Genomic DNA, 14,960 nt, shown 5'->3' with positions numbered 1-14,960 from the left:
CGGCCTGGCCAGTGACTACAGAGTGGGCATTTCTGTAGTCGCTGGCGAGTGAGGGGTCAGGCGCTGATTTTCAGACCAATCAGCCCGGCAATGATCAGCGCCACGCTGGCCAAGCGGAACAAGGCCATGGATTCGCCAAACAGAATGATCCCGGCGATGACCGTGCCCACTGCGCCCACACCTGTCCAGATGGCGTAAGCCGTGCCCAATGGCAGTTCCTTCATTGCAAGGCCCAGCAAGCCGAGGCTTACCGCCATGGCGGCGACTGTTAATGCCGTGGGGAGTGGGCGGCTGAAGCCGTCAGTGTATTTCAGGCCGACCGCCCAGCCGACTTCAAACAGGCCAGCGAAAAACAGAATAATCCAGGACATGGTTGCCTCCATCAATTGATGGGGTCGTCCCCAGAAAGTCACTCGATGAGTCGCGAGGTCGTCCTCGCTGTGCGCAGTATATTGCCCATGATTAATCTGGCAGGCAACTGTGATTTTTCGTGCGCGATCATTGATCGTCGCGCTTTCTATAGAGGAAGCAGCCGACAGTCGAAGTTGCATCATCTGCCGGACATGCTTCCTTAACCCACGTTACTCGATACCTTGCGGAATCTCTTCGCCGCCCAGCGCTTCAAACAACTGGGGCAAGAACTCACCAAATGTCAGCATCATCAAGGTAAAGCTGGCGTCTTGCTGGCCCAAGTCGTCATCGCCGCCGTTCTGTTCGGCTTCGTCTTGCAGCAGGTCTTCAAACTTCAGGCGTTTGACCACCAGTTTGTCGTCCAGTACGAACGACAGTTTGTCCTGCCAGGCCAATGACAGCTGCGTCACGACTTTGCCAGTGCTCAGGTGCAACTGAATTTCGTCGCTGGTCAGGTCCTGACGCTTGCAGCGAATGATGCCGCCGTCTTCATGGGTGTCGCGCAGCTCGCATTCGTCGAGGACAAAGAAGTGTTCGGCAGCTTTTTGGGTCTTAACCCATTCGGTCATGGTCGCACTTGGCGCTACTTTGACGGCCAATGGACGCACCGGCAGCGAACCCACAACTTCACGCAAGGTGGAGAGCAAGTCTTCGGCGCGTTTAGGGCTGGAGGCGTTAACCAAAATCAGACCCTGTTTAGGTGCGATGGCGGCGAAGGTGGCTGAGCGACGAATAAAGGCACGCGGCAAGAAGGCCTGGATGATTTCGTCCTTGAGCTGGTCGCGTTCCTTTTTGTAGACCTTGCGCATTTGCTCGGCTTCGATCTCTTCGACCTTTTCCTTGAGTGCGTCACGCACAACGCTGCCGGGCAGGATGCGCTCTTCTTTGCGGGCAGCGATCAGCAGGAAGTCCTGGCTGACGTGAACCAGTGGAGCATCTTCGCCTTTGCCAAAAGGGGCGACGAAACCGTAAGTGGCTAATTCCTGACTTGAACAGGCGCGGGCCAGTTTGGTGGCCAGTGCAGTTTCCAGCACCTGCGCATCAAAAGGCAGATCTTGGGTCAGGCGATAGATAAGCAGGTTTTTGAACCACATGGGGTGAATCACTCCTTTATACAAAGACGGCATTATTCGCCTCATGGGCGCATAGGCCAACCCTGCGCTAAGCCTTTGTCATGCATAAGAAAATTATTTTAAAAAGTGCTTGCCAGACTTCAGGTCGCTCCGTAGAATGCGCGCCACACCGAGAGTGAAAGGGTGATTAGCTCAGCTGGGAGAGCATCTGCCTTACAAGCAGAGGGTCGGCGGTTCGATCCCGTCATCACCCACCATTCACTTGCAGTGTTACGCGCAGCGGTAGTTCAGTCGGTTAGAATACCGGCCTGTCACGCCGGGGGTCGCGGGTTCGAGTCCCGTCCGCTGCGCCATATTTCGATCACAAGCCCCTTGAACGCTTGTGGTCTGGGGAAGCCCCGCTAAGTGCTGGGCTTTTCTTGAAAGTCTTGGATTCAACAGCTTGCTGGAGAATCAAAGAGCAGGGCGCAGGAAAAGGTCGTTTGAAGCAAGTTTTAAAAAACTTGAATAAAAACAACCACTTACACAATAAGTGTGAGAGAATGTGTCCCGCAATGAGAGTGAAAGGGTGATTAGCTCAGCTGGGAGAGCATCTGCCTTACAAGCAGAGGGTCGGCGGTTCGATCCCGTCATCACCCACCATTCGCTTTCAATGTTACGCGCAGCGGTAGTTCAGTCGGTTAGAATACCGGCCTGTCACGCCGGGGGTCGCGGGTTCGAGTCCCGTCCGCTGCGCCATATTCGGAACACAAGCCCCTTGAACGCTTGTGATCCACAAATAGCCTGCCATGTGCAGGCTTTTTTGTGCGCGTGTGTTTTGTGGTTTGCTGCCAGAGTTTCTGCGTTGGCGTAGAGGTAATTGAATCGCTGCGCGCCTGCTTAATCTCACGCAGTCCTGCGGCAGTTGCACAGGACTGAGGGTTTTAAGGTCAGTGTTTGGCGATCAAATTGCCAGCATGCAGGCCACATTCCTTTTGCGTAGCTTCTTCCCACCACCAGCGGCCTTCGCGCTCGTGCTGGTTAGGCAGGACTGGACGGGTGCAGGGCTCGCAACCGATGCTGATAAAGCCTCGTTCGTGCAGGCTGTTATAGGGCAGCTCCAACATGCGGATGTAACCCCAGACTTCCTCGCTGGTCATTTGCGCCAACGGGTTGAATTTGTACAGCGGGCGCTCCGGGGTCGAGAAGGCGCCGTCGATTTCCAGTGCGGCGACCTGACTGCGAGTGCCCGGGCTTTGATCGCGCCGCTGGCCGGTCGCCCACGCTTTGACGCCAGCCAGCTTGCGGCGCAGCGGTTCGATTTTGCGCACGCCGCAGCATTCACCGTGGCCGTCTTTATAGAAGCTGAACAAGCCTTTTTCTTTGACGAATGGCTCCAGTAGGCGTTGATCTGGCGAAATCAGCTCGATCTGCAGGTTGTAGTGTTCGCGGACCTGCTCAATGAAACGATAGGTTTCGGGGTGCAGGCGTCCGGTGTCGAGGCTGAACACTTTAACGTTTTTGTTGAGTTTCCAGGCCATGTCCACCAGCACCACGTCTTCGGCGCCGCTGAATGAAATCCAGAGTTCGTCGCCAAAATGCTGAAAGGCGAGTTTGAGAATGTCTTGCGGGGATTTGCTGGCGTATGTCGCGGCGAGTTCCGCGACGTCGAACGGGTGGCTCATCAGGCGGCTTCCTACAGTCAATGGCGCTGGGCGCTCTCTAGTGGCGCGATGTTAGCAAATACGGTGTGTTACAGGGCTTGCAGCGTGTCGAGCAACACTTTCACTTTAGTGATGGACTCTTGATATTCGGCTTCCCAGTCCGAGTCCGCGACAATACCTCCTCCCCCCCAGCAGCTCACGCGACCGTCCTTGATCAGCAGCGTGCGAATGGCGATGGAGCTGTCCATCTCGCCGCGTACGTCGAGGTAAAGCAACGAGCCGCAATAAATACTGCGACGGGTGGGCTCCAGCTCGTCGATGATTTGCATGGCGCGGATCTTGGGTGCGCCGGTGATCGAGCCGCCCGGAAAGCTGTCGCCGATCAGGTCCAGCGCGTCTTTATCCGCAGCCAGCTCGCCCGTGACACTGCTCACCAAGTGATGGACGTTGGGGTAACTTTCGAGATTGAACAGCTCCGGCACGCGGACCGAACCTGTGCGGCAGGTGCGCCCGAGGTCGTTGCGCAGCAGGTCGACAATCATCAGGTTTTCAGCGCGATCTTTAGCGCTGGCAAGCAGTTCGGCGGCGTTGGCCGTATCTTGCGCGGCGTTCTTGCCGCGTGGGCGGGTGCCTTTGATCGGACGGGTTTCGACCTGCAGGTTGCTGACCCGTACAAAGCGTTCCGGCGACAGGCTGACAATTGCGCCATGCGCGGGTAATTGCATAAAGCCGGAAAAGGGTGTCGGGCACGCCGCGCGCAGAGCGCAATACGCCGTCCATGCGTCGCCTTGGCAGTCGGCGCTGAAGCGTTGGGTGTAATTGACCTGATAGCAGTCGCCGGACTGAATGTATTGATGCACTTGAGCAAGGGCGTGCGCGTACTGCTGAGTGCTGATGTCCGGCCGCATCGGTTGTTTCAGGCGGAAAGGTACTTCCAACGGGCGTTGAAGCACGCTGAACTGCTCAATCAGGCGTTTGCGTTCACTGGCCTCCAGCGCGGGATGAAAAACCAATTGGCTGGTTGCGTGCCGGTGGTCGCTTATCAGTGCCCACGGGTACAGGCCCAAGCGCGCATCCGGTAGCTGCAGGTCGTCCTGAGCCAGCGCCGGAAGCTGTTCGAGTTGACGCCCGAAGTCGTAACTCAAGTAGCCGATGAGACCGCCCGCGAACGGCAGTTCGTACTCGGGCGGGAGCTGCGCCTCGCCCAGTTGGCACAACTGGCCGCGCAAACGTTGTAAAAATGCGCGGCCTGATTCCTCTGGCTGACGTTGCAGTGTGTGAAGGGGCCAGGCACTCATGATGTCGTAACGGCCACGCTCGGCGTCGGGTCGTCCACTGTCCAGCAAGACCGCGCCGGGAGCGTGGCGTATGGCAGTAAAGTAATCGGCCGGGTTGGCGAGGTAAGGCAGTGGATGAACGGAGCAGGTCAACATGCGCAGCAAATCAGCCATCGAAACGGGGAGGGGATTGTAGGCCTGTGTCGGTGGGTAAATCCATGAAACCGTTCAGGAGCGAGCGTGTCTTGCGTGGCCCGCTCGCTCCTGCTGGTCAGGTGTTAGGGGGGATGTGCCCGAACATTTCCTGAGCAAAACGGACCCGCTCTTCAACGGTTTCCTTGATGCCTTTGGCTGCCAGGGCTTCAACGTGGGCCTCGACTGCGTGGGTGCGCAGTGTCAGGCCGCAGTCGTTGGCGATCTGGATGTTCAGGCCCGGGCGGGCATTGAGTTCCAGAATCAGCGGGCCTTTATCCTGGTCCAGCACCATGTCCACACCGATGTAGCCCAGTCCGCACAGCTCATAGCAACCGGCGGCCAGCTTCATGAAGCCATCCCAATAAGGCAGTTGTACGCCGTCCACCGCGTTGGTGGTGTCGGGGTGTTTACTGATGATGTTGTTCAGCCAGGTGCCGCGCAAGGTCAGGCCGGTTGCGAGGTCAACACCGACGCCGATGGCGCCTTGGTGGAGGTTGGCTTTGCCACCGGATTGACGGGTCGGCAAACGCAGCATCGCCATTACCGGGTAGCCCATCAGCACAATGATGCGGATGTCCGGTACGCCTTCGTAGCTGATGCTTTTGAAGATCTGGTCGGGGGTGACGCGGTATTCGATCAGGGCGCGGTCGCGGTGCCCACCCAAGGAATACAGCCCTGTCAGGATGCTGGAGATCTGATGCTCAATTTCTTCATGGCTGATGATCTTGCCCGAAACGGTGCGAAAGCGGTCTTCGAAACGGTCGGCGATCACCAAGATGCCATCACCGCCTGCGCCTTGCGCAGGCTTGATCACGAAGTCGCTGCGCCCGCCGATGATCTCGTCGAGCTTTTCGATTTCTTTCTCGGTGGAAATCACGCCATACATCTCCGGCACGTGAATGCCGGCCTTGATGGCACGTTCCTTGGTGATGATCTTGTCATCCACAATCGGATACAGGCTGCGTTTGTTGTACTTGAGTACGTAGTCCGCATTGCGCCGATTGATGCCCATGATGCCCCTGGTTTCCAGGGCCTTCCAGGTCTTCCAGAAGCCAAACATCAGGAGTCAGCCTTCAAAAAGGCTTTGAAACGGACCAATTCGGTCAGGCGGTAGCCGCGGTAGCGACCCATGGCCAGCATGAAGCCTACGAGAATCAGCAGTACTGCCGGGAAGGTGAACACGAAGTACACCAGCTCCGGAATGCTCATCACCAGATACGCCAAGGTGGCAGCAAACAGGGTGCCGATTGCGACCTTCATCGCATGCCCGGCGCCTCGCTCCTCCCAAGTGATCGACAGCCGTTCGATAGTCATGGTCAGAATCACCATCGGAAACAACGCGACCGAAAGTCCGCGTTCAAGGCCCAGCTTGTGGCTGAACAGGCTGATGGCGGCAATCAGTATCACCACAAATGTCAGTACCACAGACAGGCGAGGCAGCATCTGCAGCTTCAGGTGTTCCAGGTACGAGCGCAACATCAACCCGAGCGCGGTTATCACTGTAAACAGGATGATGCCGAACCCCAGTTGTGTTTCGCGGAACGCCAGTGCAATCAGTACCGGGGTAAATGTGCCCAGGGTTTGCAGGCCGATCAGGTTGCGCAATACCAGAATCACCAGCACGCCAATCGGGATCATCACCATGATCATGAACGTTTGCTGGGTTTGTAACGGCAGGCCGTACAGCGAATATTCGAGGAAGTTGGCGTCGGTGTTCTCGTCGGTCAGTTTGGCCAGGCGGATGGCGTTCATCTCGCTGTTGTTCAGGCTGAACGTTACGTTGGCTTTTTTGCCGCCATCGACGCTAATCATCGGCTCGTCGCCCGTCCACCACAGCAGGCGGTCGGACGGCAGGCCCTGTTCGCCGGTTTCCGGGTTGAAGTACAGCCAGTCGTTACCGTTGAAGCTGCGCAACCACAGCTCCGGGGTTTGCGGCTGGTCTGCTACCAGGCGGATGGTGTGGACTTTTTCCAGTGGTACGTGGGCAATCGACAGCAAAAGCTCGATGATTTGTGCTTTGTGTGGCGTCGACGGATCGCCCGCCAGCAGCAGTTTCACGTTGTCATCGTTCGGGTTGTTAACCCGCTTGATGGTTTCGCTGATGAAGGTTTCAACGTCGGCCGAGTGCTGGCGGATCGGTGCCAGCAAGGCTTCGGCGGCGATTTTTTCTGGCCCTTCGACAGCGATGCTGTCACGGAATACCGGGCCTTTGACCTTGGTTTTGTCGCCGGTGTAACGCTTGGTCAACACCAGGCGGTAGTAAAGGGTTTGCTTGCCGCTTACGCGACGGGCTGACCACGTGACTTTGCGATTGCCGTCTACCCGATTGACGCTCACCCCGTAATTGTTGGAGATGAAGCTTTCATTGAGGCTGACGTAGTCGCGGTTCAACGGCGGTACGAACATCTGGATCTTGACCGGATCCTTGGAACTGGCAACGAATTCGACTTTCGCGTCGATGTTCCACAGGTCATCCGTTGCGTCTTCGGTCACCGGGATGCCGATGACGAAAATCTGGTAGGCCGTAATCGAAATGCCCAGCACCACAAGGATGGTAATCAAGACTTTCAGGTGAAAGGTAAGAGCGCGCATTTCAATTACTCTGCGGTTTGAGCGGTGGCGGCGCAGGCAGGTTTGCCAGCAGCGTATTTAAGGCTAGGGTCGACCAGCGCATCAAAGCGTTTGAGCGCTTCGGAGCCAATCAACAGCGGGTATTGGAACGCACTTCGGTCGGTCAAGTTCACTTCGATGGTGCGTAAAGCTTTGCCCATACAAATTTCCAGGGCAATGACCGGCCGCAATGTGTAGTTCTTGTCCGACTCAGGGTCGTAATCCCCGGAGCGACGCTTGATCTTGCTTACCCGTGCCAACGGGCGTTCGATGGGATGCGAATGGGCATCATCAATGGCCAGATAAAAGCGTACCCAGCTCTCGCCGTCGCGCTTGAAGCGTTTGATGTCGCGGGCGCTCAGTGAGGCGGTTTTGGCGCCAGTGTCGAGTTTGGCGGCCACTTGCAGGTTGATACCTGCCAGTTCGGCGTATTCATTGAGGCCGTAAACGGTTTTTTCGGCGCCAAGGCTCAGGCCCGGCAACGCCAGCAGGCAAAGACATATAAAGAAGGAGGGAAATTTCATAAATCCGGGGGCAGTCTCTTGCAGTCTTCAGTTCAAGGCGACTGGCAATACAGCGCAAGCGTCCTCGTGCGGCTGCCCTGTTCAAAAGGGCAAGGCTGATGCGGTCGGCATTCTAGCATGATGGTTTTATGACGCCAGCGCCCAAGCCGTTCGGCGCGTGGTCTGTGGCTGTCGATTCAACCAAGGTCTTATTCGGAGATTGTCGACAATCCTTATTTATCCTTTGACTATAAGGTCTTGAATAGCTAGTTTTGACGCTATTGATTTTCAAGGTGTCGACAATATGCTGGATTCGTTCGAAAGTGCCGCGCTGGCTCAAGATGACTCGGAAACCTTGTCCGAGAACGTCTTCAGGCGTATTCAGGCCGCTATCGTCCAAGGCGATATTGCGCCGGGTAGCAAAATTTCCGAGCCGGAGCTGGCCCGCACCTACGGCATCAGCCGCGGGCCGTTGCGCGAGGCGATCCATCGTCTTGAAGGTCAGCGCCTGTTGGTGCGGGTGCCGCATGTGGGCGCGCGGGTTGTGTCCTTGAGCCATGAAGAACTGATTGAGCTCTACGAAATTCGCGAATCCCTTGAAGGCATGGCCTGCCGTCTGGCTGCAGAACGCATGAGCGATGAAGACATCGCGGAACTGCGCCGTGTGCTCGAAACCCATGAGCGCGATGCAGCATTTCAGGCAGGTGTGGGGTATTACCAGCAAGAAGGCGACTTCGATTTTCATTACAAAATTATTCAGGGCAGCGGCAATCGCACCCTGACCCAGATGCTCTGCGGTGAGCTGTATCAACTGGTGCGCATGTACCGCATCCAGTTTTCCACCACCCCGAATCGCCCGCACCAGGCATTCGCCGAGCACCACCGGATTCTCGATGCCATTGCCGATCGCGACGGCGAACTGGCCGAGTTATTGATGCGTCGCCACATTGGCGCGTCCAAACGCAATATTGCGCGTCACTATCAAGACAGCGCCCAGCAGACAGCCACTCCACGAGGTGAGTCATGAGCAATAAAAACAGTCCAGGCCAACGTTTCCGTGATGCAGTCGCCAATGAACATCCCCTGCAAGTGGTGGGCGCCATCAATGCCAACCATGCTTTGCTGGCCAAGCGCGCCGGGTTCAAAGCGATCTACTTGTCCGGTGGCGGGGTAGCGGCGGGTTCGCTGGGTGTGCCGGATCTGGGCATTACCGGTCTGGATGACGTACTGACCGATGTGCGTCGCATCACGGACGTTTGCGACCTGCCATTGCTGGTGGATGTCGACACGGGTTTTGGTTCTTCGGCGTTCAACGTGGCGCGTACTGTCAAGTCGATGATCAAGTTTGGCGCTGCCGCTATCCACATCGAAGATCAGGTGGGCGCCAAACGTTGCGGCCATCGCCCAAACAAAGAAATTGTCTCGCAACAAGAGATGGTCGATCGCATCAAGGCCGCTGTGGATGCGCGCACCGATGACAGCTTTGTGATCATGGCGCGTACCGACGCGCTGGCGGTCGAGGGGCTGGAGTCTGCGCTGGAGCGTGCTGCAGCCTGCGTGGAAGCGGGCGCCGACATGGTGTTCCCGGAAGCCATTACCGAACTGGAGATGTACAAACTGTTTGCCAGTCGCGTTAAAGCGCCGATTCTGGCCAACATCACCGAGTTTGGTGCCACCCCGCTGTATACCGTGGATCAACTGCGCGACGCCGATGTGTCGCTGGTGCTGTACCCGTTGTCGGCCTTCCGCGCCATGAACAAGGCGGCGGAAAACGTCTACGGTGCGATTCGCCGCGACGGCACCCAGCAGAATGTGATCGACACCATGCAAACCCGCATGGAGCTGTACGACGCCATTGACTACCACGTGTTCGAACAGAAGCTCGACGCGCTGTTTGCCAGCAAAAAGTAAGACGGCTTCTAACCGGATTGACCTGACGCCCGGGATTGCTGTCGAGCCTCGCGGGGCTCGATACGCACCAAGGGCGTAACAAATTAATAAGTTCTTGCCGAATCCCTAACAAATTCAAGATTGGAGAAGCGCAATGGCCGAAGCAAAAGTATTGAGTGGTGCCGGATTACGCGGCCAGGTGGCCGGGCAAACGGCGTTGTCGACCGTAGGTCAGGAAGGGGCCGGTCTCACCTATCGCGGTTATGACGTGCGTGAGTTGGCCGCCCAGGCGCGCTTTGAAGAAGTCGCGTACCTGTTGTTGTACGGCGAATTACCTACCGAGGCAGAGCTGGAGGCCTACACAAGCAAACTCAAAGCCCTTCGCGATTTGCCGCAAGCGCTGAAGGAAGTGTTGGAGCGTATCCCGGCTGACGCGCACCCGATGGATGTGATGCGCACCGGCTGCTCGTTCCTCGGCAACCTCGAACCCGAGCAGGACTTTTCCCAGCAGCGCGACAAGACCGACCGCTTGCTGGCGGCCTTCCCGGCGATCATGTGCTACTGGTATCGCTTCAGCCACGACGGGGTGCGCATCCATTGTGTGACTGACGAAGCCTCGATTGGCGGCCATTTCCTGCACCTGCTGCACGATAAAAAGCCAAGCGACTTGCACATCAAAGTGATGAACGTGTCGCTGATTCTGTACGCAGAGCACGAATTCAACGCGTCGACCTTCACTGCCCGCGTCTGCGCCTCAACCCTGTCCGATCTGTATTCGTGCATCACGGCGGCCATCGGTTCGTTGCGTGGCCCGCTGCATGGCGGCGCGAACGAAGCAGCCATGGAGATGATCGAGCGCTTCAGTTCCGCCGACGAAGCCATCAAAGGCACGCTCGGTATGCTCGAACGCAAAGACAAAATCATGGGCTTTGGTCACGCCATCTATAAGGACAGCGATCCGCGCAATGAAGTGATCAAGGACTGGTCGAAAAAACTGGCGGAAGAAGTGGGGGACACGGTGCTGTTCCCGGTATCCGAAGCCATCGACAAAACCATGTGGGAGCAAAAGAAACTGTTTCCCAATGCCGACTTCTACCATGCCTCGGCGTATCACTTCATGGGCATCCCGACCAAGCTGTTCACCCCGATTTTTGTCTGCTCACGCCTGACCGGCTGGGCCGCGCACGTGTTCGAGCAGCGCGCCAACAACCGCATCATTCGCCCGAGCGCCGAGTACATCGGCGTCGAACAGCGCAAGTTCGTGCCAATCGAACGTCGCTGACCGCAGGACCGCCCATGCCAGCCCGGCAGGCGCCGCGTGTGGCGGCCCCGACCTAACCGTGATCGAGTCCCATGCCAATGAATACTGAATTTCGTAAAACACTTCCGGGCACCCGGCTGGATTATTTCGACACCCGCGCGGCGGTCGATGCGATCAAGCCCGGCGCCTATGACACGCTGCCGTACACCTCGCGCGTGTTGGCTGAAAACCTGGTGCGTCGCTGCGATCCGGCCACCCTCAATGCTTCGCTGAGCCAGCTGATTGAACGCAAGCGTGACCTCGACTTCCCGTGGTTCCCGGCCCGGGTGGTGTGCCACGACATCCTCGGACAGACCGCGCTGGTGGACCTTGCCGGCCTGCGTGACGCCATTGCCCAACAAGGCGGCGACCCGGCGCAAGTGAACCCTGTGGTGCCGACCCAACTGATCGTTGACCATTCACTGGCAGTGGAATGTGGCGGTTACGACCCCGAGGCGTTCGAAAAGAACCGCGCCATCGAAGACCGCCGTAACGAAGACCGTTTCCACTTCATTGAATGGACCAAGAAAGCCTTCAAGAACGTCGACGTGATCCCGCCGGGCAACGGCATCATGCACCAGATCAACCTGGAGAAAATGTCGCCGGTGATTCAGGTGCGTGACGGCGTGGCATTCCCCGATACGTGCGTCGGTACCGACAGCCATACTCCCCATGTCGACTCGCTGGGTGTGATTGCCATTGGCGTCGGCGGGCTGGAAGCCGAAAGCGTGATGCTGGGCCGTGCGTCGTGGATGCGCTTGCCCGAGATCGTTGGTGTTGAGCTGACCGGCAAGTTGCAGCCAGGCATCACGGCCACGGACATGGTGCTGGCCCTCACGGAGTTCCTGCGCAAACAAAAAGTGGTCGGCGCCTGGCTGGAGTTCTTCGGTGAAGGCGCTGCGGCGTTGACCCTGGGCGACCGCGCGACGATTTCCAACATGGCCCCGGAATATGGCGCCACGGCGGCGATGTTCTATATTGACCGGCAGACCATCGACTACCTCAAGCTGACCGGACGCGAAGACCAGCAAGTGCAGTTGGTCGAGCACTACGCCAAGGTCAGCGGCCTGTGGGCCGACAGCCTTAAAGACGCGCAATATGAGCGCCGCTTGAGTTTTGATCTGTCCAGCGTTGTGCGCAACATGGCAGGCCCGAGTAACCCGCATGCCCGGGTCGCCACCACTGATCTGGCTGCCAAAGGTATCGCCGGTCAATGGGACGATGTGCCGGGGCAAATGCCGGAGGGTGCGGTCATCATTGCAGCCATCACCAGTTGCACCAATACCAGCAACCCGCGCAACGTGATCGCAGCGGGCCTGATTGCTCGCAACGCTAACCGGCTGGGGCTGACCCGCAAACCGTGGGTCAAATCTTCGCTGGCGCCGGGTTCGAAGACCGTTGCGTTGTACCTCGACGAAGCTGGACTGACCGATGAACTGGAGCAGTTGGGCTTTGGTGTCGTGGCGTTTGCCTGCACTACGTGCAATGGCATGTCGGGTGCGCTGGACCCGCACATTCAGCAGGAAATCATCGACCGCGACCTGTACGCCACGGCTGTACTGTCGGGTAATCGTAACTTCGACGGGCGTATTCACCCCTACGCCAAGCAAGCGTTTCTCGCCTCGCCGCCCTTGGTGGTTGCCTACGCGATAGCGGGAACCATCCGTTTTGACATCGAGAAAGATGTATTGGGTCTGGACGCCAACGGCAACGAAATTCGCCTCAAAGACATCTGGCCAAGCGACGAAGAAATCGACGCAGTGGTCAAGGCGGCGGTCAAACCGGAACAGTTCCGTCAGGTCTACATCCCGATGTTTGCAATCCATGAAGACACCGGGCCGAAGGTTGAGCCACTGTACGACTGGCGCCCGCAAAGCACCTACATTCGCCGCCCGCCGTACTGGGAAGGCGCACTGGCCGGTGCCCGCCCACTCAAAGGCATGCGCCCGTTGGCGGTGTTGCCCGACAACATCACCACTGACCACCTGTCGCCGTCCAACGCGATCATGCTCGACAGCGCTGCGGGTGAATATCTGGCGAAAATGGGCCTGCCGGAAGTTGACTTCAATTCCTACGCGACTCACCGTGGCGACCACTTGACTGCCCAGCGCGCGACGTTTGCCAACCCGAAACTGTTCAATGAAATGGTCATCGAGGACGGCAAAGTCAAACAGGGCTCGCTGACTCGACTGGAGCCTGAAGGCAACGTGATGCGCATGTGGGAAGCCATCGAGACCTATATGGAGCGCAAGCAGCCGCTGATCATTGTCGCCGGCGCCGATTACGGGCAGGGATCTTCCCGCGACTGGGCGGCCAAGGGCGTACGTTTGGCGGGTGTGGAAGCCATCGTCGCTGAAGGCTTCGAGCGTATCCATCGCACGAACCTGGTGGGCATGGGTGTCCTGCCGCTGGAGTTCCTGCCGGGCACCAACCGCAAAACCCTGCAACTGGATGGCAGCGAAATTTACGACGTGATTGGCGAACGTACCCCGCGTGCCACGCTGACGCTGGTCATCACCCGCAAAAACGGCGAACGCGTCGACGTGCCGGTGACGTGCCGTCTGGATACCGCCGAAGAAGTCTCGATCTACGAAGCTGGCGGCGTGTTGCAGCGTTTCGCGCAGGACTTCCTGGAATCGGCCTCCGCGTAATCACAGCGCCGGGGCGCCTCGCCCCGGCCTTAACAGGACTGTGTCATGGCTTATGCAGCGCAAATCAAAATCCCTGCGACGTATATGCGGGGCGGAACCAGCAAGGGTGTTTTTTTCAGTCTCCTCGACCTCCCGGCGGTCGCACAGGTGCCCGGCGCGGCCCGTGATGCCTTGCTGCTGCGGGTGATCGGGAGCCCGGACCCGTACGAAAAGCAAATCGACGGCATGGGCGCAGCTACATCCAGCACCAGTAAAACCGTGATTGTGAGCAGAAGTTTGCGTGCGGATCACGACGTCGATTATTTGTTTGGTCAGGTCGCCATTGACAAGCCATTCGTGGACTGGAGCGGCAACTGCGGCAACCTGTCTGCAGCCGTCGGCTCATTTGCCATCAGCAGCGGCTTGGTGGACGTGGCGCGGATTCCGCAGAACGGCACCGCAGTGGTGCGAATCTGGCAAGCCAATATCGGGAAAACCATCATTGCCCATGTCCTTATCACGGACGGTGAGGTGCAGGAAACGGGCGACTTTGAGCTGGATGGGGTGACGTTTCCTGCGGCCGAAGTGCAGCTGGAGTTTCTTGACCCGGCGGCGGATGAAGACGGAGCCGGCGGCTCAATGTTCCCTACCGGTCATGTGGTTGATGAACTGGACGTTCCAGGTGTCGGCACCCTGAATGTGACCATGATCAATGCGGGTATTCCCACCATTTTTGTTAATGCCCGCGACATTGGTTACAGCGGCACCGAACTGCAAAACGACATCAACAGTGACGCCAAGGCCTTGGCCATGTTCGAGACCGTTCGCGCTCACGGCGCATTGCGCATGGGGCTGATCGGTACTCTGGAAGAGGCCGCCAAACGCCAGCACACCCCTAAAGTCGCGTTTGTAGCCGCGCCTGCGGATTACGTGTCGTCCAGCGGCAAGGCCGTCAAGGTGCAGGATGTGGATTTGCTGGTGCGGGCGCTGTCGATGGGCAAGTTGCACCACGCCATGATGGGCACGGCCGCTGTGGCGATTGGCACGGCGGCCGCCATTCCCGGCACGTTGGTGAACCTGGCGGCAGGCGGCGAAACGCGTGATGCCGTGCGTTTTGGCCACCCGTCAGGGACGTTGCGCGTCGGCGCACAGGCGCAGCAGGTCAACGGTGAATGGACCGTCACCAAAGCCATCATGAGCCGCAGTGCGCGTGTGCTGATGGAAGGCTGGGTGCGGGTGCCGGGCGATTCGTTTTGACCGCATGACCCTTTGCCCCCCACCCCGACCCTCTCCCGTCAGATTGTATGGACCGGGGACATAGCGAACACAATGTTCGGAGACATCGCGAACACTTTTAATAGGACACATTGACCCCTTAGGAGGTGTGATGTGTCCTGGAAAGAGGTGTCCGCCATGGATCTTCGTCTC

The 14,960-nt window shown here is 58.1% G+C and carries 12 protein-coding genes and 4 tRNA genes; 9 read left to right on the top strand and 7 right to left on the bottom strand.

The window, feature by feature from the left end:
* Positions 1-56 precede the first annotated feature (56 nt).
* Positions 57-371 (bottom strand): quaternary ammonium compound efflux SMR transporter SugE, encoded by a 315-nt coding sequence (sugE, locus tag HBN61_RS18305; protein WP_094995293.1) that lies wholly within the window; start codon positions 369-371, stop codon positions 57-59.
* Positions 372-581: 210 nt separating this feature from the next.
* Entirely contained in the window at positions 582-1,505 is a 924-nt protein-coding gene (rdgC, locus tag HBN61_RS18300; RefSeq protein ID WP_094995294.1) for a recombination-associated protein RdgC, read from the bottom strand.
* 160 nt (positions 1,506-1,665) lie between these two features.
* Here rdgC and HBN61_RS18295 point away from each other — a divergent pair.
* The 4 genes from HBN61_RS18295 (at position 1,666) to HBN61_RS18280 (ending at position 2,222) form a co-directional block, all read left to right on the top strand.
* Positions 1,666-1,741 (top strand) — tRNA-Val (locus HBN61_RS18295).
* Positions 1,742-1,760: 19 nt separating this feature from the next.
* Positions 1,761-1,837, top strand: a tRNA-Asp gene (locus tag HBN61_RS18290).
* Between the two features lie 213 nt (positions 1,838-2,050).
* Positions 2,051-2,126: transfer RNA gene (locus HBN61_RS18285), tRNA-Val, on the top strand.
* 19 nt (positions 2,127-2,145) lie between these two features.
* Positions 2,146-2,222 (top strand) — tRNA-Asp (locus HBN61_RS18280).
* A gap of 191 nt (positions 2,223-2,413) precedes the next feature.
* Here the strand turns inward: HBN61_RS18280 and HBN61_RS18275 are convergent.
* The 5 genes from HBN61_RS18275 to rloA form a co-directional block, all read right to left on the bottom strand.
* Positions 2,414-3,148, bottom strand: a complete 735-nt coding sequence (locus tag HBN61_RS18275) for a phosphoadenylyl-sulfate reductase (RefSeq protein ID WP_094995069.1) — start codon at positions 3,146-3,148, stop codon at positions 2,414-2,416.
* Positions 3,149-3,216: 68 nt separating this feature from the next.
* Positions 3,217-4,560: an aminodeoxychorismate synthase component I gene (gene pabB, locus HBN61_RS18270; RefSeq protein WP_170047500.1), complete on the bottom strand. Its 1,344-nt coding sequence runs from the start codon at positions 4,558-4,560 to the stop codon at positions 3,217-3,219.
* Between the two features lie 115 nt (positions 4,561-4,675).
* Positions 4,676-5,659, bottom strand: coding sequence for an alpha-L-glutamate ligase-like protein (locus tag HBN61_RS18265; RefSeq protein WP_170047498.1), 984 nt, complete (start codon positions 5,657-5,659; stop codon positions 4,676-4,678).
* A complete protein-coding gene (gene rloB / locus HBN61_RS18260; RefSeq protein WP_094995071.1) occupies positions 5,659-7,191 on the bottom strand; it encodes an osmotic stress tolerance membrane protein RloB in 1,533 nt (510 codons plus the stop codon). The genes HBN61_RS18265 and rloB overlap by 1 nt, the downstream gene beginning before the upstream one ends.
* Positions 7,192-7,196: 5 nt before the next feature.
* Entirely contained in the window at positions 7,197-7,733 is a 537-nt protein-coding gene (rloA, locus tag HBN61_RS18255) for a retropepsin-like aspartic peptidase RloA (protein WP_094995072.1), read from the bottom strand.
* A 283-nt stretch (positions 7,734-8,016) separates the two neighbouring features.
* On the opposite strand from rloA, the gene HBN61_RS18250 reads away from it, so the two are divergent.
* From HBN61_RS18250 to prpF, 5 genes are all read left to right on the top strand, one after another.
* The gene (locus HBN61_RS18250) at positions 8,017-8,739 is read left to right on the top strand and encodes a GntR family transcriptional regulator (protein WP_169965521.1); all 723 of its coding nucleotides are present in this window, start codon (positions 8,017-8,019) and stop codon (positions 8,737-8,739) included.
* Positions 8,736-9,623, top strand: a complete 888-nt coding sequence (prpB, locus tag HBN61_RS18245) for a methylisocitrate lyase (protein WP_169965519.1) — start codon at positions 8,736-8,738, stop codon at positions 9,621-9,623. Before HBN61_RS18250 ends, prpB begins: the two co-directional genes overlap by 4 nt.
* A gap of 133 nt (positions 9,624-9,756) precedes the next feature.
* Positions 9,757-10,884, top strand: a complete 1,128-nt coding sequence (prpC, locus tag HBN61_RS18240) for a bifunctional 2-methylcitrate synthase/citrate synthase (RefSeq protein WP_094995075.1) — start codon at positions 9,757-9,759, stop codon at positions 10,882-10,884.
* Between the two features lie 77 nt (positions 10,885-10,961).
* Positions 10,962-13,553: a Fe/S-dependent 2-methylisocitrate dehydratase AcnD gene (gene acnD, locus HBN61_RS18235; RefSeq protein WP_170047496.1), complete on the top strand. Its 2,592-nt coding sequence runs from the start codon at positions 10,962-10,964 to the stop codon at positions 13,551-13,553.
* A 45-nt stretch (positions 13,554-13,598) separates the two neighbouring features.
* On the top strand, positions 13,599-14,789 hold the full coding sequence (gene prpF, locus HBN61_RS18230; RefSeq protein WP_170047494.1) for a 2-methylaconitate cis-trans isomerase PrpF: 1,191 nt from the start codon (positions 13,599-13,601) through the stop codon (positions 14,787-14,789).
* Positions 14,790-14,960: the final 171 nt, after the last annotated feature.

This window comes from Pseudomonas sp. WS 5071, assembly GCF_012985765.1.
Lineage (GTDB): Bacteria > Pseudomonadota > Gammaproteobacteria > Pseudomonadales > Pseudomonadaceae > Aquipseudomonas > Aquipseudomonas lundensis_A.
This window is presented reverse-complemented; position numbering and strand designations above follow the sequence as displayed.

Coding starts and splice junctions, on each gene's coding strand:
- sugE (WP_094995293.1), bottom strand. CDS start 371: ATGTCCTGGATTATTCTGTTTTTCGCTGGCCTGTTTGAAGTCGGCTGG.
- rdgC (WP_094995294.1), bottom strand. CDS start 1,505: ATGTGGTTCAAAAACCTGCTTATCTATCGCCTGACCCAAGATCTGCCT.
- HBN61_RS18275 (WP_094995069.1), bottom strand. CDS start 3,148: ATGAGCCACCCGTTCGACGTCGCGGAACTCGCCGCGACATACGCCAGC.
- pabB (WP_170047500.1), bottom strand. CDS start 4,560: ATGTTGACCTGCTCCGTTCATCCACTGCCTTACCTCGCCAACCCGGCC.
- HBN61_RS18265 (WP_170047498.1), bottom strand. CDS start 5,659: ATGTTTGGCTTCTGGAAGACCTGGAAGGCCCTGGAAACCAGGGGCATC.
- rloB (WP_094995071.1), bottom strand. CDS start 7,191: ATGCGCGCTCTTACCTTTCACCTGAAAGTCTTGATTACCATCCTTGTG.
- rloA (WP_094995072.1), bottom strand. CDS start 7,733: ATGAAATTTCCCTCCTTCTTTATATGTCTTTGCCTGCTGGCGTTGCCG.
- HBN61_RS18250 (WP_169965521.1), top strand. CDS start 8,017: ATGCTGGATTCGTTCGAAAGTGCCGCGCTGGCTCAAGATGACTCGGAA.
- prpB (WP_169965519.1), top strand. CDS start 8,736: ATGAGCAATAAAAACAGTCCAGGCCAACGTTTCCGTGATGCAGTCGCC.
- prpC (WP_094995075.1), top strand. CDS start 9,757: ATGGCCGAAGCAAAAGTATTGAGTGGTGCCGGATTACGCGGCCAGGTG.
- acnD (WP_170047496.1), top strand. CDS start 10,962: ATGAATACTGAATTTCGTAAAACACTTCCGGGCACCCGGCTGGATTAT.
- prpF (WP_170047494.1), top strand. CDS start 13,599: ATGGCTTATGCAGCGCAAATCAAAATCCCTGCGACGTATATGCGGGGC.